This is a genomic window from Pseudomonas sp. TE4620 (assembly GCF_056279045.1).
Genome location: NZ_JBWBQO010000001.1, coordinates 1,074,936 through 1,095,777, shown reverse-complemented (window position 1 = coordinate 1,095,777; position 20,842 = coordinate 1,074,936). Strand labels below are relative to the sequence as shown.

Below are 20,842 nucleotides of genomic sequence, written 5' to 3'. Positions count from 1 at the left end.
TTATTAACTTTCGCATTTGACAATAATTATCATTACGAATAGTTTGTCGCACGTCGTAGGAAGCCTCCGAAACTGGAGCGCTCCACTTCCCTCTTAGAGATAAGGTGATTTCCATGGCGGAACAACTATCCACAAGTAAGTGCGATTCACCGTTACTCCAGGCGTTTGTCGACAACCGCAGCATCCTCGTGAAGATTGCCGCGCGCATTACCGGCTGTCGCTCCCGGGCCGAAGACGTGGTCCAGGATGCCTTCTTCCGGCTCAGCGCAGCGCCGCAGATCACCTCCTCGTTCAAGGCCCAGCTCAGCTACCTGTTCCAGATAGTGCGCAACCTGGCCATCGACCACTACCGCAAGCAGGCCATGGAGCTCAAATACTCCGGCAGCGAAGAGGAAGGCCTGAACGTCGTTATCCAGGGGGCTTCGCCAGAAGCCACGCATATCAACTTCGCCACCCTGGAACACATTGCCGAGGCGCTCAACGACCTGCCCCAGCGCACCCGCTACGCCTTCGAAATGTACCGCCTGCACGGCGTGCCACAAAAAGACATCGCCAAGGAACTGGGCGTCTCGCCGACCCTGGTCAACTTCATGATTCGCGATGCCCTGGTACATTGTCGGAAAGTCTCAAGCCAGAGGGCTTGAGAGCGACAAGCTGCAAGCTTCAGGCGGCAAGTGGGTAGTGATGCCGCTTGCCGCGCTTGAGGGTCAAAGCAACCTGCAACCTTCGAAGAACCGCTCCCGCCCCAGAATCATCAATGCCGCACGCTTGTGCGGAAAGTCGAACTCCTTCTCGCAATGAAAACACTGCTCGTGCATGTAGCCGATCATCTTGCCGTTGTCGGCACGTGGCTCGGCCACTACTCGCTGGGTGCGCGGATCGTCCAGGAACAGGTAGTGGACCAGCGCTGACAACCAGCTGGCGACCTTGTGCGGGCCACGATGCTGCTCCTCCCCCACCAGCATGTGGATGCCGCGATCGTAGTCGTCCACCGCATAGAATGGCGCGATGCGGTCTTCCTTGGCCCAGTAGGCTTCGAAGTAGGCGAACGGCTGGTCGTCGAAGCTACCGATCAGGGTCAGGCTGTGCGGATCGGCTTCGAGCTTGCTCAGGTAGTCACGGTGCTGTTCGAGGCTGCCGCCCTCCTGCCAGAAGTTGAGCACCCGCGGGTTGTTCTGCCAGCGGTTGAAACGCTCCAGGTCCTGATCGATTTCCAGGGTACGTAACGAGATCCAGGCGCCGAGCCGGGCATCGAAGCGCCGATACACTTCGCCACGCGGTTTTGGTGCGCGGCGGGGATGGCGCTTGCCGTCACTGAGCTGCATCTGCTGCGGGTACACGCCTGCGAAGGGCTGGCCGAGCCAGGGTTGTGGCAATTGCCAGAACAGGCTGCGTTCGCACAGGTACTGGCCCGGGCTCGGTGTGCTGACCAGCAAGCCGCTGTTCAGGGCGTCCTGCGGCGCTTCATGCAGCTGCCAGGTCAGGCGCTGACAACCAGGGTCGCGTGCAAACAACCAGTAACAGACAGCCCACAGGGCTTGCTGCGCGCGGTCGCGCGCGTAGTCTTCAAGCTGCACCTGCAAGGTCTCGCCCCGCTGCAGGCGCACCCGCACCAACGGGCTGCCTTCAAGTACCAGGCTCAGGTGGCAATCACCTTCATCGGCGCTGAGGCTGCGCCAGCGCGGCAAGGACAAAGTCGGCGAAGCGGAATCGAATGGCATGATCGAGGCTCACGGAAGGAATGATCGGCTCACCCTTGTGAACGTAGCCTGTGCAGGCAAATTTAGTCGCCCTTGGGCGTGCTGACGCTGATGCGATAGGGCTGGAAGATTTTCAGCATCGCGCCGTTGTCGCGCAGCGACTGCAACAACCTGGCAAACGCCGGCGCGCTGATCGGCGCACCCGGACGCAGCAGTGCGTAGTGATGGTAGACCTGGTCGACCCGGTCGGAGGCCAATAGCTGGTCGGCGCTTTGCGGGTTACGTACGAGAAAATCGCTCAGGTAAGAACGGGTCACCAGGGCGATATCGGCGCGGCCACGCTGAACCATCAGCAGGTTGCTGTCATGGGAATAGGTCAGGGTCGCGTTGTAGGTGTCGGCCAGGTACTTGGGGTCGGGATTGAAACTGGCGAAGGCGTAGTGATAGCCGCTGTACAACGCCAGGCGCTTGCCCTTGAGGTCGTTGAAGTAATGCTGATCGCGGCCGGACTGGCGATGGGTGACGAAGACTTCGGCGTCTTCCAGGCCCATGTCGACACTTTCATGGGGGATCTGCTGCCAGCCCCATTCAGGGTTTTCGAAGATCGCCATGTCGGTGCGCCCCTGCTGGAAGTCGCCAAAACGACGCGGGATCGAGGTCGGCACAAGGACGAAGCGATAACGTTGCTGGGTGTTGTTGAGCGCCTCGATCAATTGCGGCAACAGGCCGGTATCGGCGCCCTGCTCGGGCCGTACGGTATAGGGTGGAAAATGCGCTGCGCCGACCTTGACCTCGATTTCCTCTGCTGCCCAGGCTGAGGGCGACAGCCAGGTCGCGGCAAGCATGAACAGCAAGGGCACGGCCTGTGGCATGGGCGTCGAACTCAAAGCAACACACTCTTTGCGGATTTGAACCGGAATCCGCCTAAGCTAGGCGTTTTCCGGGCGTTGCACAACTGTCGGTTATGCCAAGCGCAGCAGGCAAAACGCCAGGGGATACCCGCCGCGCCCGAGTTTGGCTACGCTCTATCGAGTCTTGTATGGGAGCCTACTATGGGCCATTGGCTGGTGATCGACCTTGAAGCAACCACAGACGATGGCGGCTGGCCGGTCACGGATATGGAAATCATCGAAATCGGCGCGACCCTGGTGGATCGCCAGGGCCGTGAAGTCGGGCATTTCCAGCGTTTCGTGCGCCCGCGCCGGCGTCCGCAACTGACGCCGTTCTGCCGTGAACTGACGCACATCAGCCAGGCCAACGTCGACACTGCGGCCACCTTCACCGAGGTCTGGGCGCAGTTCGAGCGCTGGCTCGGCCATCATGCCAAGCACCTGGAGGGCTGGGTCAGCTGGGGCGATTACGACCGCAAGCAACTGCTGCAGGAGTGGCAGCAGTACCAGCTCGCCAGCCTGCTGCAGACCCTGCCGCACATCAACCTCAAGCAACGCTTCGCCAAGGCCCGCCAGTTGCAGCGCCCGCTGGGCCTCAATGGCGCGTTGCAACTGGCCGGCCTGCAGTTCAGCGGACAGCAGCACCGCGCCCTGGAAGACGCGCGCAACACTGCCCGCCTGCTGCCCCTGACCCTGCCGGCCAATGGCACCTGAAAGCGGATGACGACGCTGCGGGCCTTGGGCATACTGGCCTGCCTTTTTAGCCCCTGTTCAGGAGTCGCCCATGTTTAAAGTCAACGAGTACTTTGATGGCACGGTCAAGTCGATCGCCTTCGGCACCGCTGAAGGTCCGGCCACGGTTGGCGTAATGGCCCCGGGTGAATACGAGTTCGGCACTGCCCAGCGCGAAATCATGCACGTGGTCTCGGGCGCGTTGACGGTCAAACTGCCAGACAGCGACAACTGGGAAACTTTCAGCGCCGGCAGCCAGTTCAATGTCCCGGCCAACAGCAAGTTCCAGCTCAAGGTGGCGGTTGATACGGCTTACCTGTGCGAGTATCGCGGTTAAGCCGCTGTAGGAGCGGGCTTGCCCCGCGATCAGCGAGTGGCCACACCGCCGTAATCGCGGGCGAGCCCGCTCCTACCATCAGTGCAAAAAACCTGTGATCCTCTGCGCCGCCGTCGCCAGATGATCGGCATGGCTGAACCCCGAAGCCTTCAGCGGCTTCAGGTCATGATCCCCCGCCTGCAGCCAGCACAGCTCGATCGCTGACGACAGCGCATAACCTTCCACCGTCTGCCGGTTGCCCAGGGCATCGCGCTCGCCCTGAACAATCAGGGTCGGTGTCTGCAATCCGGCCAAATGCGCCACCCGTGGTTTTTCTGGCTTGCCCGCGGCATAGAACGGATAGCCCAGGCACACCAGCGCATCAGCGCCCAACTCATCGGCCACGAGACTGGCCATGCGCCCGCCCATGGACTTGCCACCGATCGCCAGCGTCCCAGTGACCAATGGTCGCACCTGGCTGTACACCTCACGCCAGCATTCGAGCAGTTTGGCCTGGGGATTTGGCGGCCTTTTGCCACCATCGATGCGTCGCTGGGCCATGTAGGGAAACTCGAAGCGCAGCACCCCCAGCCCTTGCTCCGCCAGCCTTTGCGCGATTTCCTCCATGAACCCGCTGTCCATCGGCGCACCCGCGCCATGGGCCAGGATCAGGCACCCCGAATGCTGGCCATCCCCCTGATTTTGCGGGGCATTCCACAGCCAGCCGCGGCTTTTGACCAGCCGCGCCCATTGATCCCCGTCAATACCGGCCAGTTGCCCATTACTCATGCTTGCCTCGCTGTTTAGTCTGCCTATAACCGTGGATGGGAACCCATACATGAACACAACCAGCAGTACCGCCTACAACTACAAGGTGGTCCGCCAATTCGCCATTATGACGGTGGTGTGGGGAATCGTCGGGATGGGGCTCGGCGTTTTTCTCGCCGCGCAACTCGTCTGGCCTTCGCTCAACTTCGACCTCCCCTGGACCAGCTTCGGCCGCCTGCGACCCTTGCACACCAACGCGGTGATCTTCGCCTTCGGTGGTTGCGCACTGTTCGCCGCTTCCTACTACTCGGTCCAGCGTACCTGCCAGACCACCCTGTTCTCGCCACGCCTGGCGGCTTTCACCTTCTGGGCCTGGCAATTGGTGATCCTGCTGGCTGCCATCAGCCTGCCGCTGGGTTATACCAGCTCCAAGGAGTACGCCGAACTGGAATGGCCGATCGACATCCTGATCACCATTGTCTGGGTGGCCTACGCCGTGGTGTTCTTCGGCACCCTGATGAAGCGCACCACCAAGCACATTTATGTGGGTAACTGGTTCTTCGGTGCGTTCATCATCACCGTGGCAATTCTGCACATCGTCAACAACCTGGAAATTCCGGTCAGCCTGACCAAGTCCTACTCGCTGTACGGTGGCGCCACCGACGCCATGGTCCAGTGGTGGTACGGCCACAACGCCGTAGGCTTCTTCCTGACCGCAGGCTTCCTGGGCATGATGTATTACTTCGTGCCGAAACAGGCCGAGCGTCCGGTGTATTCCTATCGCCTGTCGATCGTGCACTTCTGGGCGCTGATCACCCTGTACATCTGGGCAGGTCCCCACCACCTGCACTACACCGCCCTGCCCGACTGGGCGCAGTCGCTGGGCATGATCATGTCGCTGATCCTCCTGGCGCCAAGCTGGGGCGGCATGATCAACGGCATGATGACCCTCTCGGGTGCCTGGCATAAGCTGCGCAGCGACCCGATCCTGCGTTTCCTCGTGGTATCGCTGGCGTTCTACGGCATGTCGACCTTCGAAGGCCCGATGATGGCGATCAAGACCGTCAACGCCCTGTCGCACTACACCGACTGGACCATCGGCCACGTACACGCCGGCGCCCTTGGCTGGGTTGCGATGATCTCGATCGGCGCCCTGTACCACATGATCCCGAAAGTGTTTGGCCGCGAGCAGATGTACAGCCTCGGCCTGATCAACGCGCACTTCTGGCTGGCGACCATCGGCACCGTGCTCTACATCGCCTCGATGTGGGTCAACGGCATCGCCCAGGGCCTGATGTGGCGCGCAGTCAACGAAGACGGCACGCTGACCTACTCCTTCGTCGAAACCCTGGTGGCCAGCCACCCAGGCTTCATCGTGCGCTTCGTCGGCGGGGCGATCTTCCTCACCGGCATGTTGCTGATGGCCTACAACACCTGGCGCACCGTACGTGCCCCGGTGGCCGCGACCGCCCCTGCCGCTGCGCAGCTGGCCTGAGGAGACCCTGATGAAACACGAAGTAATCGAGAAGAACGTCTTCCTGCTGGTGCTGTTGATGGTGTTTGCCGTCAGCATCGGCGGCCTGACCCAGATCGTTCCGCTGTTCTTCCAGGACGTCACCAACAAGCCAGTGGAAGGCATGAAGCCTTACACCGCGCTGCAACTGGAAGGCCGCGACATCTACATCCGTGAAGGCTGCGTGCAGTGCCACTCGCAGATGATCCGTCCGTTCCGCGCCGAAACCGAACGCTACGGCCACTACTCGGTCGCCGGTGAAAGCGTCTGGGACCACCCGTTCCTCTGGGGTTCCAAGCGCACCGGCCCGGACCTGGCCCGCGTCGGTGGCCGCTACTCCGACGACTGGCACCGTGCGCACCTGTACAACCCGCGCAACGTCGTGCCCGAGTCGAAGATGCCGGCCTACCCATGGCTGGTTGCCAACCCGGTCGACAGCAGCCACACCGAGACCAAGTTGAGCACCATGCGCACCCTCGGCGTGCCGTACACCGATGCCGACATCAGCGGCGCGGTGGAATCGCTCAAGGGCAAGACCGAAATGGACGCGCTGGTTGCCTACCTGCAGGTGCTCGGCACCGCGATCAAGAACAAGAGGTAAGGGCCATGGACTTCACACTGGATATCGGCCAATTGCGCGGCCTGGGCACCCTGCTGGTGGCCATCGCCTTCATTGGCCTGTCGCTGTGGGTGTTCAACGGCCGGCGTGACCGTGAATTCGCCGAAGCCAGCCTGCTGCCGTTTGCCGACGACCGCCTGGCACCTGCCGCCAACGAACCCGAACCGAGGAGTAACGGGCAATGACCACCTTCTGGAGTACGTACATCTGCGTACTGACCATCGGTAGCCTGATCGGCCTGACCTGGCTGCTGCTGGGCACCCGCAAGGGCGAAACCAAAGGCACCACCGACCAGACCATGGGCCACAGCTTCGACGGCATCGAGGAGTACGACAACCCGCTGCCCAAGTGGTGGTTCTGGCTGTTCGTCGCCACCCTGGTGTTTTCGGTCGGCTACCTGATCCTCTATCCAGGCCTGGGCAACTGGAAAGGCATCCTGCCGGGCTATGAGGACGGCTGGACGCAGACCAACGAATGGCAAAAGGAAATGAACAAGGCCGACGCCAAGTTCGGACCGATCTTCGCCAAGTTCGCCGCCATGCCGGTGGAAGAAGTGGCCAAGGATCCGCAGGCGCTGAAAATGGGCGGCCGTCTGTTCGCCTCCAACTGCGCTGTTTGCCACGGTTCTGACGCCAAGGGTGCCTACGGCTTCCCTAACCTCACCGACAAGGACTGGCGCTGGGGTGGCGAGCCGGAAACCATCAAGGCCTCCATCATGGGCGGCCGTCACGGGGTAATGCCGGCCTGGGCCGATGTGATTGGCGAACAAGGCGTTGCCGACGTTGCCGCCTTCGTGCTGACCAACCTCGATGGCCGCAGCCTGCCGCAGGAAGCCAAGGCGGATCCGGCCAACGGCGAGAAGCTGTTTGCCGCCAACTGCGTGGCCTGCCACGGCCCTGAAGGCAAAGGCACCCCGGCCATGGGCGCACCGGACCTGACCCACCCGACCGCGTTCATCTACGGCTCAAGCTTCGCCCAACTGCAGCAGACCATCCGCTACGGCCGTCAGGGCCAGATGCCTGCCCAGGAAGCGATCCAGGGCAACGACAAGGTCCACTTGCTGGCCGCCTATGTCTACAGCCTGTCCCAGGAGCAACCTGCACAAGGCGAAAGCCTGTCTGCCAAGTAAAACGATTGAGTAACTGAGCCTTGACTCAAACCGCCGCATCGGCACCCGATGCGGCGGTTCCCTTCGCCCCTTGCGACCAAGTGTCGCACCCCGCCCTACCCCCGCCTTGCACCCCCCTCGATCACAACTAAGCTTGTTGCCACAGCGACTGAAACAGCCGGTGTGTTTGCACCTTTTTGGGGCATTTTTCGCCAGCGGTTCTGCGCAAAGGCTGATGGGGCCGACTCAAGCGCCGATCGGCGAGTGATGAACGGTACTGCGCACGCGCTCATCGAAAGCCTTTGCCATAGACGAAAAATCAAATTTTGGTACACATATCAGATAATTAATTGTGTACAATTTGCCCGCCACAAAGGCTCGAAACCGCCGTTGAACAGGCTTTGGCAAGGATCGGCGCGGGCGCCATCGCGTTGCAATAACCACACGGTTTATACATACTTGCGCCGATTTTTACCCTATAAAAACACCCAAACCGTGGAACCTTAGAATGAGCACAGCAATCAGTCCGACTGCTTATAACTATAAGGTCGTCCGCCAGTTCGCCATCATGACGGTGGTCTGGGGGATCCTTGGCATGGGGCTTGGTGTCTTCATCGCCTCGCAACTGGTCTGGCCCCAGCTGAACCTGGACCTGCCGTGGACGAGCTTCGGACGCCTTCGCCCATTGCACACCAACCTGGTGATCTTCGCCTTCGGTGGTTGTGCACTGTTTGCCACTTCCTACTATGTCGTGCAGCGAACCTGCCAGACGCGACTGATTTCCGACAGCCTCGCGGCCTTCACCTTCTGGGGTTGGCAAGCGGTCATCGTCGGTGCGCTCATTACCTTGCCGCTGGGCTACACCACGACCAAGGAATACGCCGAGCTGGAATGGCCGATCGCCATTTTGCTGGCCATTGTCTGGGTTACCTACGGCGTGGTGTTCTTCGGCACCATCGTCAAGCGCAAGACCAAGCACATCTATGTCGGTAACTGGTTCTACGGCGCCTTCATCGTGGTTACCGCGATGCTGCACATCGTCAACCACGCCTCGTTGCCGGTCAGCCTGTTCAAGTCCTACTCGGCGTATTCGGGTGCCACCGATGCGATGATCCAGTGGTGGTACGGCCACAACGCCGTAGGTTTCTTCCTGACCACGGGCTTTCTCGGCATGATGTACTACTTCGTGCCGAAACAGGCCGAGCGCCCGATCTACTCCTATCGCCTGTCGATCGTGCATTTCTGGGCGCTGATCACCCTGTACATCTGGGCAGGTCCCCACCACCTGCACTACACCGCCCTGCCGGACTGGGCGCAGTCGCTGGGCATGGCCATGTCGATCATCCTCCTGGCGCCAAGCTGGGGCGGCATGATCAACGGCATGATGACCCTCTCGGGCGCCTGGCATAAGCTGCGTACCGACCCGATCCTGCGCTTCCTCGTGGTTTCGCTGGCGTTCTACGGCATGTCGACCTTCGAAGGTCCGATGATGGCGATCAAGACCGTCAACTCGCTGTCGCACTACACCGACTGGACCGTCGGCCACGTACACGCCGGTGCCCTTGGCTGGGTAGCGATGATTTCGATCGGCGCCCTGTACCACATGATTCCGAAGGTTTACGGCCGCGAGCAGATGCACAGCACCGGCCTGATCAACGCGCACTTCTGGCTGGCGACCATCGGTACCGTGCTATACATCTCCTCGATGTGGGTCAACGGCATCACCCAGGGCCTGATGTGGCGTGCAATCAACGACGACGGCACCCTCACCTACTCCTTCGTCGAAGCCCTGCAGGCCAGCCACCCGGGCTTTATCGTCCGTGCCCTGGGCGGTGCGTTCTTCGCCTCCGGCATGCTGCTGATGGCGTACAACGTTTTCCGTACCGTGCGCGCCTCGAAGCCGGCCGAAGCTGAAGCCGCCGCTCAGATCGCTGTAGTTGGAGCTCACTGATGAAGCATGAAGTAGTCGAGAAGAATATCGGCCTGCTGGCCTTCTTCATGGTCATCGCCGTGAGCATCGGCGGCCTGACCCAGATCGTCCCGCTGTTCTTCCAGGACGTCACCAACAAGCCGGTCGAGGGTATGAAGCCGCGTACCGCGCTTGAGCTCGAAGGCCGCGACATCTATATCCGCGAAGGCTGCGTGCAGTGCCACTCGCAGATGATCCGGCCGTTCCGTGCCGAAACCGAACGCTATGGCCACTACTCGGTCGCCGGTGAAAGCGTCTGGGACCACCCATTCCTCTGGGGTTCCAAGCGTACCGGCCCGGACCTGGCCCGCGTCGGCGGTCGTTACTCCGACGACTGGCACCGTGCTCACCTGTACAACCCGCGCAACGTCGTGCCCGAGTCGAAGATGCCGGCCTACCCATGGTTGGTGGAGAACAAGCTCGATGGCAAGGACACGGTGAAGAAGATGGAAGTCCTGCGCACCCTCGGCACGCCGTACACCGATGAAGACATCGCCGGTGCCCGCGACGCGGTCAAGGGCAAGACTGAAATGGACGCCCTGGTTGCCTACCTGCAAGGCCTGGGCACCATCATCAAAAGCAAACGGTGACATTGATGGATATCGGGATGATTCGTGGCCTGGGCACCGTCGTGGTGATGGTGGCCTTTATCGGCCTGGCGTTGTGGGTGTTCAGTTCTCGGCGCAAGTCCGAGTTCGACGAAGCGACCATGCTGCCCTTCGCGGATGATCCCGAAGCCAGCAAGCACGTCGAGCAAGCGCAAGCGAAAGCGTCTAGGAGTAACAACGAATGACTACCTTCTGGAGTCTGTACGTCACCGTTTTGAGTCTGGGCACCATCTTCGCCCTGACCTGGCTGCTGCTGTCCACCCGCAAGGGCCAGCGCAGCGAAACCACTGAAGAAACCGTGGGCCACGCCTACGACGGCATCGAGGAGTACGACAACCCGCTGCCAAAATGGTGGTTCATGCTGTTCGTCGGCACCATCGTTTTCGCCCTTGGCTACCTGGTGCTGTACCCGGGCCTGGGTAACTGGAAAGGCATCCTGCCGGGCTACCAGTACCTGGACAACGACAAGAAAACCGAGTTTGCCAACGGCCAGGCCGGCTGGACCGGCGTGCACGAGTGGGAAAAGGAAATGGCCCGCTCGGACGCCAAGTTCGGGCCGATCTTCGCCAAATTCGCGTCGATGCCTATTGAAGAAGTGGCCAAGGACCCACAAGCGCTGAAGATGGGCGGGCGCCTGTTCGCCTCCAACTGCGCGGTGTGCCATGGCTCCGACGCCAAGGGCTCCTACGGCTTCCCTAACCTCACCGACAACGACTGGCGTTGGGGCGGCGAACCGGAAACCATCAAGGCCACCATCATGGGCGGTCGTCACGGGGTGATGCCGGCCTGGGCCGAAGTCATCGGCGAACAAGGTGTTGCCGACGTTGCTGCCTACGTGCTGACCAACCTCGATGGCCGCACCCTGCCCAAGGATGCCAAGGCGGATCCGGCCAACGGCCAGAAGCTGTTTGCCGCCAACTGCGTGGCCTGCCACGGCCCTGAAGGCAAGGGCACCCCGGCCATGGGCGCGCCCAACCTGACCCACCCGACCGCGTTCATCTACGGTTCGAGCTTCGCCCAACTGCAGCAGACCATCCGTTACGGCCGCCAGGGCCAGATGCCTGCCCAGGAAGCAATCCAGGGCAACGACAAGGTCCACCTGCTGGCCGCCTATGTCTACAGCCTGTCGCACCAGCCTGAGAAAACCGCTGAAGCGCAGTAATTCGCCCAGCTGGCAAAAGCCCCGTCAGTGAAACTGCCGGGGCTTTTTTATAGACCCTGTCCCGACCCATGACCTGTGTCAATTGACACGGGCCAATACACTATTAACCGCGATTCCCCAACGCGGCCAAAGGTCGCACCCCTCCCCCCTGGCGGCAGGACAGGCGGTATCATGCGCCCTAGAGCAGCAAGCTTTCGACTGCGGCCGGCAGGTACTGGCCGCGGCACTTCTCCACTGCCGTGGGACTCAATGATGAGCAAGCAGATTCCGGTACATGACGTCACCCCGCCTGCCAGTAAAGACACCAGCAGCGTCGATCTCTACGCCTCCCGAGAAAAAATCTACACCCGCGCCTTCACCGGCGTGTTCCGCAACTTGCGCATGGTCGGCGGCGCCGTCCTGTTCCTGCTGTACTTTGGTACGGTATGGCTGAACTGGGGTGGCCACCAGGCCGTCTGGTGGAACCTGCCGGAGCGCAAGTTCTACATTTTCGGCACCACCATCTGGCCTCAGGACTTCATCCTGCTCTCGGGCCTGCTGATCGTCGCCGCCTTCGGCCTGTTCTTCATCACCGTTTACGCCGGCCGCGTCTGGTGCGGCTACACCTGCCCGCAAAGCGTGTGGACCTGGATCTTCATGTGGTGCGAGAAAGTCACCGAAGGTGACCGCAACCAGCGCATGAAGCTCGACAAGGCGCCAATGAGCGGCAACAAATTCCTGCGCAAGCTGGCCAAGCACAGCCTGTGGCTGAGCATCGGCTTTGTCACCGGCATGACTTTCGTCGGCTACTTCTCGCCGATCCGCGAGCTGGTGATTGAGTTCTTTACCGGCCAGGCCGACGGCTGGGCCTATTTCTGGGTCGGCTTCTTCACCCTGGCCACCTACGGCAACGCCGGCTGGCTGCGCGAGCAAGTGTGCGTGTACATGTGCCCGTATGCACGCTTCCAGAGCGTGATGTTCGACAAAGACACCCTGATCGTTTCCTACGACCCGCGCCGCGGCGAAACCCGTGGCCCGCGTAAAAAAGACCTGGACTACAAGGCCAAGGGCCTGGGCGACTGCATCGACTGCACCATGTGTGTACAGGTGTGCCCGACCGGCATCGACATCCGTGACGGCCTGCAGATCGAGTGCATCGGCTGCGCCGCCTGCATCGACGCCTGCGACACCATCATGGACAAGATGAACTACCCCAAAGGCCTGATCAGCTACACCACCGAGCACAACCTGTCGGGGCAAAAGACCCACATGGTGCGCCCGCGCCTGATCGGTTATGCCGTGGTGCTGTTGACCATGATCGGCCTGCTCACTACCGCGTTCGTCATGCGTCCGCTGGTCGGTTTCGACGTCAGCAAGGACCGCGTGCTGTACCGCGAGAACGCCCAGGGGCGGATCGAGAACGTCTACAGCCTGAAGGTCATGAACAAGGACCAGCGCGACCACATCTACGTGCTCGAAGCCGGCGGCCTGCCTGACCTCAAGCTTGAGGGCGCACGGGAAATCCGCGTCGCGGCCGGCGATATCGTCAGCCTGCCGGTACAACTGTCGATGGCGCCGGAGCAACTGCCGTCGACCACCAACGAAGTCATCTTCACCCTCAAGGACGCTGACGACAGCGCCACCCAGGTTGAAGCCAAGAGCCGCTTCATCGGCCCGCAAATTCGATATCCCAGGTTGAAGCCAAGAGCCGCTTCATCGGCCCGCAAATTCGATAAGAGACTGAGCCCATGCCTTCTGCAACTGCCGCAAGCCCCTGGTACAAGCACCTCTGGCCGTGGATCATCATCGGTGTATTGGCCACCTCGGTGACCCTCAGCCTGACCATGGTGACCATCGCGGTGAACAACCCGGACAACCTGGTCAACGACAACTACTACGAGGCCGGCAAAGGCATCAACCGCTCGCTGGACCGCGAGCTGCTGGCCCAGACCCTCAACCTCAAGGCCAGCGTGCACCTGGACGCGCTGACCGGTGAAGTCGACCTGCGCCTGACCGGCAACAGCCAGCCGCAAACCCTGGAGCTGAACCTCATTTCGCCGACCCAGCCGGAGAAGGACCGCAAGATCATGCTGACCCGCAGCGACAGCGAAGCCGGCCGCTACCTCGGCCAGCTTGGCGACAAGGTCGAGGGCCGGCGTTTCGTCGAGCTGCTGGGCAGCCAGGACGCGCATGTCTGGCGCCTGTTCGAGGAAGAAGAAGTCGCTCACGACAAGACCCTGGTACTCGGTGACGAGGCGCTGCAAGGGGCTGAACACCTCGAGAAATAAGTCGTTGCTGATCGCGGGGCAAGCCCGCTCCCACAGGTGCAATGAATCCCTGTGGGAGCGGGCTTGACCCGCGATCAGCCCAACACCACACCTTGCGACTGACACCATGACCAGCCCCACGCCCTGCTACCACTGCGCCCTGCCCGTGCCCGCCGGCAGCCACTTCACCGCCGTGGTGCTTGGCCAGCCGCGGGCGTTTTGCTGTCCGGGCTGCCAGGCGGTGGCCGAAGCCATCGTCGCCGGCAACCTGGAAAGCTATTACCAGCACCGCAGTGAAGCCAGCGCCAACCCCGATGCCCTGCCCCAGCAACTGGTCGACGAACTGGCCCTGTACGACCGCGCCGATGTGCAAAAGCCCTTCGTGCGCCACAGCGGCGAGCTGGCCGAAACCACCCTGCTGATCGAAGGCATCAGTTGCGCCGCTTGCGGCTGGCTGATCGAAAAGCACCTGCGCAACCTGCCGGCGGTGGCCGAGGCGCGTTTGAACCTGTCCAACCACCGCCTGCAGGTGAGCTGGGCCGACAGTGCGTTGCCGCTGTCCAAGCTGCTCGCCGAGCTGCGCCACATCGGCTACGCCGCCCACCCCTACCAGGCCGACCGCGCCGCCGAACAACTGGCCAGCGAGAACCGCACCGCCCTGCGCCAACTGGGCGTGGCCGGGCTGCTGTGGTTCCAGGCGATGATGGCAACCATGGCCACCTGGCCGGAGTTCAACATCGACCTGAGCCCGGAGCTGCACACCATCCTGCGCTGGGTGGCGATGTTCCTTACCACGCCGATCGTGTTCTACAGCTGCGCACCGTTTTTTCGCGGCGCCGCCCGCGACCTGCGTACCCGCCACCTGACCATGGACGTCTCGGTATCGCTGGCCATCGGCCTGGCCTACGGTGCCGGGATCTGGACCGCAATCACCGGCAGCGGCGAGCTGTACTTCGACGCCGTGGGCATGTTCGCCCTGTTCCTGCTCGCCGGACGCTACCTTGAGCGCCGCGCCCGCGAGCGCACTGCCGCCGCTACCGCGCAACTGGTCAACCTGCTGCCGGCCTCGTGCCTGCGCCTGGGCGCGGCCGGGCAGAGCGAGCGGATCCTGCTCAGCGAACTGCGCCTCAAAGACTGCGTGTTGATCCAGCCAGGCCACGTGATCCCCGCCGACGGGCGCATCGTCAGTGGCCAGTCGAGCATCGACGAGTCGCTGCTTACCGGCGAGTACCTGCCGCAACCACGCAGCGCTGGCGACGCAGTCACCGCCGGCACCCTCAACGTCGAGAGCGCGCTGACCGTCGAGGTCCAGGCTCTGGGCCAGGACACTCGCCTGTCGGCGATCGTGCGCCTGCTGGAGCGGGCACAGTCGGAAAAACCGCGCCTGGCGGAAATCGCCGACCGCGCCTCGCAGTGGTTCTTGTTGTTTACCCTGATCGCCTCGGCCGCCATCGGCCTGCTGTGGTGGCAGATCGACCCGTCGCGGGCGTTCTGGATCGTCCTGGCCATGCTGGTCGCTACCTGCCCCTGCGCCCTGTCGCTGGCCACCCCGACCGCGCTGACTGCCGCCACCGGCACCCTGCACAAGCTCGGCCTGCTGCTGACCCGCGGCCACGTGCTGGAAGGCCTGAACCAGATCGACACGGTAATCTTCGACAAGACCGGCACCCTCACCGAAGGCCGCCTGACCTTGCGCGCAATCCGCCCCTTGCGCGACACCGACGCCGATCGTTGCCTGATGCTCGCCGCCGCCCTCGAAAACCGCTCCGAGCACCCCATCGCCCGCGCCTTTGGCCGCGCCAGCCAGGCTGCCGACGAAGTTCAGGCAATGCCCGGGCTGGGTCTTGAAGGCAAGGTAGGCGAGCACGTGCTGCGCATCGGCGAAGCCGGCTTTGTCTGCGCCCTCAGCGGCGCCCCCACACCGGCGATGCCAGACGAAGCCGGGCAATGGCTGTTGCTCGGTGACCAGCAAGGCCCGCTGGCCTGGTTCGTCCTCGACGACCGCCTGCGCAGCGATGCCGCCGACCTGCTGGCGGCCTGCCGCGCCCGTGGCTGGCAGACCCTGCTGCTGTCTGGCGACAGCTCGCCGATGGTCCACAGCGTGGCCGCCGAACTGCAGATCGACCAGGCCATTGGCAGCCTGCGCCCGGACGACAAGCTGGAGCAACTCAAGGCCCTGCAGCAGCAAGGGCGCAAGGTATTGATGCTCGGCGACGGGGTCAACGATGTGCCAATCCTGGCGGCGGCCGACATCAGCATCGCCATGGGCTCGGCCACCGACCTGGCCAAGACCAGCGCCGACGCGGTGCTGCTGTCCAACCGCCTGGACGCCCTGGTCCAGGCCTTCAGCCTGGCCCGGCGCACCCGGCGGATCATTATCGAGAACCTGCTGTGGGCCTCGGCGTATAATGGCGTCATGCTGCCGTTTGCCGCACTGGGCTGGATCACGCCAATCTGGGCGGCGGTCGGCATGTCGGTCAGTTCGCTGATCGTGGTCCTCAATGCCCTGCGCCTGACCCGCGTCAGCGGCCTGCCGGCCAGCCATGCGCCAGCCACTGCCACGCATCCCGCGACGGCCTGACCAGGAGCCCCCATGCCCGCGCTTTACATCATGATCCCGGCGGCCCTGCTGATCGTCGCCATCGCCATCTACATCTTCTTCTGGGCGGTGGACAGCGGCCAGTACGACGACCTCGACGGCCCGGCCCACAGCATCCTCTTCGACGACCAGGACCCGCAGCACCAGGCGGCCATGGACGAGGCCGACGGCAAGAAACCCGACGACGGTACCCCGCCCCGTGACTGAACTTCTGCCCCTGCTCAGCTCGGCGTTGATTCTCGGCCTGCTCGGTGGTGGCCATTGCCTGGGCATGTGCGGCGGCCTCATGGGCGCGCTGACCCTGGCCATTCCCAAGGAGCAACGCAGCCGCCGCTTTCGCCTGTTGCTGGCCTACAACCTGGGGCGCATCCTCAGTTATGCCCTGGCCGGCCTGCTGCTCGGCCTGGCCGGCTGGGCGGTGGCCAACAGCCCGGTGGCGACCGCCATGCGCGTACTGGCGGCGCTGCTGCTGATCAGCATGGGCCTGTACCTGGCCGGCTGGTGGAGCGGCCTGACCCGTATCGAGGGCCTGGGCCGGGGCCTGTGGCGGCATATACAGCCGCTGGCCAACCGCCTGCTGCCGGTCTCCAGCCTGCCGCGCGCCCTGCTGCTGGGCGCCCTGTGGGGCTGGCTGCCGTGCGGGCTGGTGTACAGCACCCTGCTCTGGGCCGCGAGCCAGGGCAATGCCGCCGACAGCGCGCTGTTGATGCTGGCCTTCGGCCTGGGCACCTGGCCGGTACTGCTGGCCACCGGCCTTGCCGCCGAACGCACCAGCGCCCTGCTGCGCCAGCGGGGCGTGCGTATTGCCGGCGGCGTGCTGGTGATGCTGTTTGGCCTGTGGACCCTGCCAGGGCCACACCAGCACTGGCTGATGGGCCACTGAAGCGGCGTTGATACAAATCAACACGGGTTTGCCCGGCACTCCCTAGACTCCGGACACTGCTGCTCTTTCTGGGGACTGCCCGCATGCTCGACGTTCTTCGTTGGGACTCCGACCTGATTCGCCGCTACGACCTGGCCGGCCCACGCTACACCTCCTACCCGACCGCGGTGCAACTGCACAGCGAAGTCGGCTCCTTCGACCTGCTGCACGCCCTGCGTGACAGCCGTCGTGCCGTTCGCCCACTGTCGATCTATGTACACGTGCCGTTCTGCGCCAACATCTGCTACTACTGCGCCTGCAACAAGGTCATCACCAAGGACCGTGGCCGCGCCGCGCCCTACCTGCAGCGCCTGGAGCAGGAAATCCAGCTGATCGCCTGCCACCTGGACCCCAAGCAGACCGTCGAGCAGTTGCACTTTGGCGGCGGCACCCCGACCTTCCTCAGCCACGTCGAGCTGCGCCAGCTGATGGCCCACTTGCGCCAGCATTTCAACCTGCTGGATGACGACTCCGGCGACTACGGCATTGAAATCGACCCGCGCGAGGCCGACTGGTCGACCATGGGCCTGCTCCGTGAGCTCGGCTTCAACCGCGTCAGCCTCGGCGTGCAGGACCTCGACCCGGTTGTGCAGCGGGCGATCAACCGCCTGCAGAGCCTGGAGCAGACCCGGGCGATCATCGAAGCGGCGCGCACCCTGCAATTTCGCTCGATCAACCTCGACCTGATCTACGGCCTGCCCAAGCAGACCCCGGAAGGTTTTGCCCGCACCGTCGAGGAAGTGATCAAGCTGCAGCCCGATCGCCTCTCGGTGTTCAACTATGCGCACCTGCCGGAACGCTTCATGCCCCAGCGGCGCATCGACAGCAACGAGCTGCCGGCCCCGGCGGCAAAACTGGAAATGCTCCACAACACCATCGAGCAACTGACCGCCGCTGGCTACGTGTACATCGGCATGGACCACTTCGCCCTGCCCGATGACGAGCTGGCGATTGCCCAGGAAGAGTCGACCCTGCAGCGCAACTTCCAGGGCTACACCACCCACGGGCATTGCGACCTGATTGGCCTGGGGGTCTCGGCCATCAGCCAGATCGGCGACCTCTATTGCCAGAACAGCAGCGACCTCAACACCTACCAGGACACCTTGTCCACCGCTCAACTGGCGACCAGCCGCGGCTTGATCTGCAGCGAGGATGACCGCCTGCGCCGGGCGGTGATCCAGCAATTGATCTGCCATTTCGAACTGGACTTCGCAACCATCGAGCGGGATTTCACCATTGACTTTCGCGGCTATTTCAACGACCAGTGGCCCGCCCTGCAGGCCATGCACAAGGATGGCCTGATCGAACTAGGCAACGACAGCATCAAGGTGCTGCCCGCCGGACGACTGCTGGTGCGCTCGGTGTGCATGGTGTTCGATGCCTACCTGGACCTGCACAATCGCCAACGTTTCTCCCGGGTTATCTGAGGTTTTTTGTCGCAGTCTTGTCCCGTCTGGCCTCGGCACAATCGTCCAAGCTGGCCGAAACACCCTAGCCTGGGTTACCCTTACGGCTTATGTGTGCTTTCCCACAAGGATTGAAGAAATGTCCGAGCCAGTTAAACTGCGCCCCCATAACCAGGCCCATTGCAAGGATTGCAGCCTGGCGCCTCTGTGCCTGCCCTTGTCATTGAACTTGGAAGACATGGATGCACTGGATGAAATCGTCAAACGCGGGCGTCCGCTGAAAAAAGGCGAGTTTCTGTTCCGCCAGGGCGACAATTTTGGCTCGGTCTATGCGGTGCGCTCCGGCGCCCTGAAAACCTTCAGCCTGAGCGACAGCGGCGAAGAGCAGATCACCGGCTTCCACCTGCCCAGCGAACTGGTCGGCCTGTCCGGCATGGACACCGAAGCCTACCCGGTGTCGGCCCAGGCCCAGGAAACCACCTCGGTGTGCGAGATTCCTTTCGAGCGCCTGGATGAGCTGTCGGTGCAACTGCCACAGCTGCGTCGCCAGCTGATGCGGGTGATGAGCCGGGAAATCCGCGACGACCAGCAAATGATGCTGCTGCTGTCGAAAAAGACCGCTGACGAGCGCATCGCCACCTTCCTGGTCAACCTTTCGGCGCGCTTCCGCGCCCGTGGTTACTCGGCCAACCAGTTCCGCCTGAGCATGTCACGCAACGAAATCGGCAATTACCTGGGCCTGGCGGTCGAGACCGTCTCACGGGTGTTCACGCGCTTTCAGCAGAACGGCCTGATCCAGGCCGAGGGCAAGGAAATCCATATCCTTGACCCGATTCAGCTGTGCGCCCTGGCCGGTGGTTCGCTGGAAAGCTGACCCCGCGGATAACAGGTATACTGGCGGGCATTCGTTTCTCAGGATACCCGCCCATGCCCAGCGCCACTTTCGACCTCAAAGCCCTGATCCGCCCCGTACCGGACTTCCCCAAGCCGGGCGTGATCTTTCGCGACATCACCCCGCTGTTCCAGTCGCCGCGGGGCCTGCGCCATGTCGCCGATGCCTTTATCGAACGCTATGTTGAAACCGAGTTCAGCCATATCGGCGCGATGGATGCGCGCGGCTTTCTGATCGGCTCGATCATCGCCCACCAGTTGAACAAACCCCTGATCCTGTTTCGCAAGCAAGGCAAGCTGCCGGCCGACGTGCTCGCCGAGGGCTACCAGACCGAGTACGGCGAAGCCTTCCTCGAAGTGCACGCCGACAGCCTCTGCGAAGGCGACTCGGTACTGATTTTTGATGACCTGATCGCCACCGGCGGCACCCTGCTGGCCGCCACCAAACTGGTACGGCGCATGGGCGCGCAGGTATATGAGGCGGCGGCGATCATCGATCTGCCGGAGCTGGGTGGCTCGCAGCGCCTGAACGACGTGGGTGTGCCGACCTTCTGCCTGACCGAGTTCTCGCTGAGCGAGTATTGACAGCATCGCGGGGCAAGCCCGCTCCCACAGGCTAAGGTTCTGTGGGAGCGGGCTTGCCCCGCGATTAAAGACCCAGGGTTACAGCGAGATCGGTTTGCGCCCGGCGAACGAATGCGCCAGGGTGCCGCCGTCGACCAGCTCCAGCTCACCGCCCAATGGCACACCGTGGGCGATACGAGACGCGACCAGACCTTTGTCGGCCAGCAACTGGGCGATGTAATGGGCGGTCGCTTCACCTTCCACCGTCGGGTTGGTGGCCAGGATTACTTCGGTGAAGCTGCCCTGCTCCTCGATCCGCGCCATCAGTTGCGGAATGCCGATGGCTTCCGGGCCCAGGCCATCAAGCGGCGACAAATGCCCTTTGAGCACGAAGTAACGGCCACGGTAGCCGGTCTGCTCGACGGCATAGACATCCATCGGCCCTTCTACCACGCACAATAACGTGTCGTCCCGGCGCGTGTCGGAACACTGCGGGCACAGCTCCTGCTCGGTCAGGGTCCGGCACTGGCGGCAATGCCCCACCCCTTCCATGGCCTGGTTCAAGGCCTGGGCCAGCCGGGTACCGCCACTGCGATCGCGCTCAAGTAGCTGCAAGGCCATGCGCTGGGCGGTTTTCTGTCCGACGCCAGGCAAGATGCGCAACGCGTCGATCAGCTGTCGGATAAGAGGACTGAAACTCATGGGAAAAGGCCTTGATGCAAGTGAAGGCGGTTTATACCTGCCCGACTGGGCAACGTCAAATCTTACAGACATTAAGACTAGCCGCGTAAGAAGCTAATGTTTCTTTCACGCTAACAGTAATATTGCC

The 20,842-nt window shown here is 62.7% G+C and carries 22 protein-coding genes and 1 pseudogene; 19 read left to right on the top strand and 4 right to left on the bottom strand.

Annotated elements, in window-relative coordinates:
* Positions 1-113 precede the first annotated feature (113 nt).
* Positions 114-644 carry an RNA polymerase factor sigma-70 gene (locus ACZ9A3_RS05235; RefSeq protein WP_093385407.1) on the top strand — a complete coding sequence of 177 codons (531 nt, stop codon included), beginning with the start codon at positions 114-116 and terminating at the stop codon, positions 642-644.
* A 63-nt stretch (positions 645-707) separates the two neighbouring features.
* On the opposite strand, the gene ACZ9A3_RS05230 is transcribed toward ACZ9A3_RS05235, so the two are convergent.
* Together ACZ9A3_RS05230 and ACZ9A3_RS05225 are read right to left on the bottom strand one after the other, a co-directional pair.
* Positions 708-1,721, bottom strand: a complete 1,014-nt coding sequence (locus tag ACZ9A3_RS05230) for a GNAT family N-acetyltransferase (protein ID WP_045200484.1) — start codon at positions 1,719-1,721, stop codon at positions 708-710.
* A gap of 62 nt (positions 1,722-1,783) precedes the next feature.
* Entirely contained in the window at positions 1,784-2,545 is a 762-nt protein-coding gene (locus tag ACZ9A3_RS05225) for a substrate-binding periplasmic protein (RefSeq protein WP_045200574.1), read from the bottom strand.
* Positions 2,546-2,752: 207 nt separating this feature from the next.
* On the opposite strand from ACZ9A3_RS05225, the gene ACZ9A3_RS05220 reads away from it, so the two are divergent.
* Both ACZ9A3_RS05220 and ppnP read left to right on the top strand, forming a co-directional pair.
* Positions 2,753-3,304, top strand: a complete 552-nt coding sequence (locus ACZ9A3_RS05220) for a 3'-5' exonuclease (RefSeq protein ID WP_045200482.1) — start codon at positions 2,753-2,755, stop codon at positions 3,302-3,304.
* 70 nt (positions 3,305-3,374) lie between these two features.
* Positions 3,375-3,659 (top strand): pyrimidine/purine nucleoside phosphorylase, encoded by a 285-nt coding sequence (ppnP, locus tag ACZ9A3_RS05215; protein ID WP_010225980.1) that lies wholly within the window; start codon positions 3,375-3,377, stop codon positions 3,657-3,659.
* 78 nt (positions 3,660-3,737) lie between these two features.
* Here the strand turns inward: ppnP and ACZ9A3_RS05210 are convergent, their stop codons facing one another.
* Complete coding sequence (locus tag ACZ9A3_RS05210; RefSeq protein WP_093385412.1) at positions 3,738-4,427, bottom strand: alpha/beta family hydrolase; 690 nt, start codon at positions 4,425-4,427, stop codon at positions 3,738-3,740.
* A 49-nt stretch (positions 4,428-4,476) separates the two neighbouring features.
* Between ACZ9A3_RS05210 and ccoN (ACZ9A3_RS05205) the strand changes: the two genes are divergently transcribed.
* The 16 genes and pseudogenes from ccoN (ACZ9A3_RS05205) to ACZ9A3_RS05130 all read left to right on the top strand — a co-directional run bounded on the left by ccoN (ACZ9A3_RS05205) (position 4,477) and on the right by ACZ9A3_RS05130 (position 20,034).
* A complete protein-coding gene (ccoN, locus tag ACZ9A3_RS05205) occupies positions 4,477-5,901 on the top strand; it encodes a cytochrome-c oxidase, cbb3-type subunit I (protein ID WP_038996264.1) in 1,425 nt (474 codons plus the stop codon).
* Positions 5,902-5,911: 10 nt separating this feature from the next.
* Complete coding sequence (ccoO, locus tag ACZ9A3_RS05200) at positions 5,912-6,520, top strand: cytochrome-c oxidase, cbb3-type subunit II (protein ID WP_038996265.1); 609 nt, start codon at positions 5,912-5,914, stop codon at positions 6,518-6,520.
* Positions 6,521-6,525: 5 nt separating this feature from the next.
* Positions 6,526-6,723 carry a cbb3-type cytochrome oxidase subunit 3 gene (locus ACZ9A3_RS05195; RefSeq protein ID WP_010225988.1) on the top strand — a complete coding sequence of 66 codons (198 nt, stop codon included), beginning with the start codon at positions 6,526-6,528 and terminating at the stop codon, positions 6,721-6,723.
* Entirely contained in the window at positions 6,720-7,667 is a 948-nt protein-coding gene (ccoP, locus tag ACZ9A3_RS05190) for a cytochrome-c oxidase, cbb3-type subunit III (protein ID WP_093385416.1), read from the top strand. The genes ACZ9A3_RS05195 and ccoP (ACZ9A3_RS05190) overlap by 4 nt, the downstream gene beginning before the upstream one ends.
* Positions 7,668-8,154: 487 nt before the next feature.
* Positions 8,155-9,597, top strand: a complete 1,443-nt coding sequence (gene ccoN, locus ACZ9A3_RS05185; RefSeq protein WP_038993873.1) for a cytochrome-c oxidase, cbb3-type subunit I — start codon at positions 8,155-8,157, stop codon at positions 9,595-9,597.
* Positions 9,597-10,205, top strand: coding sequence for a cytochrome-c oxidase, cbb3-type subunit II (ccoO, locus tag ACZ9A3_RS05180; RefSeq protein ID WP_036994387.1), 609 nt, complete (start codon positions 9,597-9,599; stop codon positions 10,203-10,205). Before ccoN (ACZ9A3_RS05185) ends, ccoO (ACZ9A3_RS05180) begins: the two co-directional genes overlap by 1 nt.
* 5 nt (positions 10,206-10,210) lie before the next feature.
* Positions 10,211-10,408: a CcoQ/FixQ family Cbb3-type cytochrome c oxidase assembly chaperone gene (locus ACZ9A3_RS05175; protein WP_010225992.1), complete on the top strand. Its 198-nt coding sequence runs from the start codon at positions 10,211-10,213 to the stop codon at positions 10,406-10,408.
* Positions 10,405-11,385, top strand: coding sequence for a cytochrome-c oxidase, cbb3-type subunit III (ccoP, locus tag ACZ9A3_RS05170; protein ID WP_045200473.1), 981 nt, complete (start codon positions 10,405-10,407; stop codon positions 11,383-11,385). Before ACZ9A3_RS05175 ends, ccoP (ACZ9A3_RS05170) begins: the two co-directional genes overlap by 4 nt.
* Before the next feature lie 252 nt (positions 11,386-11,637).
* Positions 11,638-13,050 (top strand): annotated as a pseudogene (gene ccoG / locus ACZ9A3_RS05165) (cytochrome c oxidase accessory protein CcoG); the annotation flags it as partial.
* 62 nt (positions 13,051-13,112) lie between these two features.
* A complete protein-coding gene (locus ACZ9A3_RS05160; protein ID WP_045200468.1) occupies positions 13,113-13,652 on the top strand; it encodes a FixH family protein in 540 nt (179 codons plus the stop codon).
* Positions 13,653-13,758: 106 nt separating this feature from the next.
* Positions 13,759-16,212 carry a heavy metal translocating P-type ATPase gene (locus ACZ9A3_RS05155; RefSeq protein WP_093385420.1) on the top strand — a complete coding sequence of 818 codons (2,454 nt, stop codon included), beginning with the start codon at positions 13,759-13,761 and terminating at the stop codon, positions 16,210-16,212.
* A gap of 12 nt (positions 16,213-16,224) precedes the next feature.
* Positions 16,225-16,437: a cbb3-type cytochrome oxidase assembly protein CcoS gene (gene ccoS, locus ACZ9A3_RS05150; protein ID WP_010225999.1), complete on the top strand. Its 213-nt coding sequence runs from the start codon at positions 16,225-16,227 to the stop codon at positions 16,435-16,437.
* Complete coding sequence (locus ACZ9A3_RS05145) at positions 16,430-17,113, top strand: sulfite exporter TauE/SafE family protein (protein ID WP_093385427.1); 684 nt, start codon at positions 16,430-16,432, stop codon at positions 17,111-17,113. Before ccoS ends, ACZ9A3_RS05145 begins: the two co-directional genes overlap by 8 nt.
* Positions 17,114-17,196: 83 nt before the next feature.
* Complete coding sequence (hemN, locus tag ACZ9A3_RS05140) at positions 17,197-18,579, top strand: oxygen-independent coproporphyrinogen III oxidase (RefSeq protein ID WP_093385431.1); 1,383 nt, start codon at positions 17,197-17,199, stop codon at positions 18,577-18,579.
* A gap of 118 nt (positions 18,580-18,697) precedes the next feature.
* Positions 18,698-19,432: a Crp/Fnr family transcriptional regulator FnrA gene (fnrA, locus tag ACZ9A3_RS05135; protein WP_010226003.1), complete on the top strand. Its 735-nt coding sequence runs from the start codon at positions 18,698-18,700 to the stop codon at positions 19,430-19,432.
* A gap of 53 nt (positions 19,433-19,485) precedes the next feature.
* A complete protein-coding gene (locus ACZ9A3_RS05130) occupies positions 19,486-20,034 on the top strand; it encodes an adenine phosphoribosyltransferase (protein WP_045200461.1) in 549 nt (182 codons plus the stop codon).
* A gap of 78 nt (positions 20,035-20,112) precedes the next feature.
* Here the strand turns inward: ACZ9A3_RS05130 and recR are convergent, their stop codons facing one another.
* Positions 20,113-20,715: a recombination mediator RecR gene (gene recR / locus ACZ9A3_RS05125; RefSeq protein WP_045200459.1), complete on the bottom strand. Its 603-nt coding sequence runs from the start codon at positions 20,713-20,715 to the stop codon at positions 20,113-20,115.
* Positions 20,716-20,842: the final 127 nt, after the last annotated feature.

Bases quoted from the DNA above. Each gene is read 5' to 3' on its own strand.
- ACZ9A3_RS05235 (WP_093385407.1), top strand. From the start codon at position 114: ATGGCGGAACAACTATCCACAAGTAAGTGCGATTCACCGTTACTCCAG.
- ACZ9A3_RS05230 (WP_045200484.1), bottom strand. From the start codon at position 1,721: ATGCCATTCGATTCCGCTTCGCCGACTTTGTCCTTGCCGCGCTGGCGC.
- ACZ9A3_RS05225 (WP_045200574.1), bottom strand. From the start codon at position 2,545: ATGCTTGCCGCGACCTGGCTGTCGCCCTCAGCCTGGGCAGCAGAGGAA.
- ACZ9A3_RS05220 (WP_045200482.1), top strand. From the start codon at position 2,753: ATGGGCCATTGGCTGGTGATCGACCTTGAAGCAACCACAGACGATGGC.
- ppnP (WP_010225980.1), top strand. From the start codon at position 3,375: ATGTTTAAAGTCAACGAGTACTTTGATGGCACGGTCAAGTCGATCGCC.
- ACZ9A3_RS05210 (WP_093385412.1), bottom strand. From the start codon at position 4,427: ATGAGTAATGGGCAACTGGCCGGTATTGACGGGGATCAATGGGCGCGG.
- ccoN (WP_038996264.1), top strand. From the start codon at position 4,477: ATGAACACAACCAGCAGTACCGCCTACAACTACAAGGTGGTCCGCCAA.
- ccoO (WP_038996265.1), top strand. From the start codon at position 5,912: ATGAAACACGAAGTAATCGAGAAGAACGTCTTCCTGCTGGTGCTGTTG.
- ACZ9A3_RS05195 (WP_010225988.1), top strand. From the start codon at position 6,526: ATGGACTTCACACTGGATATCGGCCAATTGCGCGGCCTGGGCACCCTG.
- ccoP (WP_093385416.1), top strand. From the start codon at position 6,720: ATGACCACCTTCTGGAGTACGTACATCTGCGTACTGACCATCGGTAGC.
- ccoN (WP_038993873.1), top strand. From the start codon at position 8,155: ATGAGCACAGCAATCAGTCCGACTGCTTATAACTATAAGGTCGTCCGC.
- ccoO (WP_036994387.1), top strand. From the start codon at position 9,597: ATGAAGCATGAAGTAGTCGAGAAGAATATCGGCCTGCTGGCCTTCTTC.
- ACZ9A3_RS05175 (WP_010225992.1), top strand. From the start codon at position 10,211: ATGGATATCGGGATGATTCGTGGCCTGGGCACCGTCGTGGTGATGGTG.
- ccoP (WP_045200473.1), top strand. From the start codon at position 10,405: ATGACTACCTTCTGGAGTCTGTACGTCACCGTTTTGAGTCTGGGCACC.
- ACZ9A3_RS05160 (WP_045200468.1), top strand. From the start codon at position 13,113: ATGCCTTCTGCAACTGCCGCAAGCCCCTGGTACAAGCACCTCTGGCCG.
- ACZ9A3_RS05155 (WP_093385420.1), top strand. From the start codon at position 13,759: ATGACCAGCCCCACGCCCTGCTACCACTGCGCCCTGCCCGTGCCCGCC.
- ccoS (WP_010225999.1), top strand. From the start codon at position 16,225: ATGCCCGCGCTTTACATCATGATCCCGGCGGCCCTGCTGATCGTCGCC.
- hemN (WP_093385431.1), top strand. From the start codon at position 17,197: ATGCTCGACGTTCTTCGTTGGGACTCCGACCTGATTCGCCGCTACGAC.
- fnrA (WP_010226003.1), top strand. From the start codon at position 18,698: ATGTCCGAGCCAGTTAAACTGCGCCCCCATAACCAGGCCCATTGCAAG.
- ACZ9A3_RS05130 (WP_045200461.1), top strand. From the start codon at position 19,486: ATGCCCAGCGCCACTTTCGACCTCAAAGCCCTGATCCGCCCCGTACCG.
- recR (WP_045200459.1), bottom strand. From the start codon at position 20,715: ATGAGTTTCAGTCCTCTTATCCGACAGCTGATCGACGCGTTGCGCATC.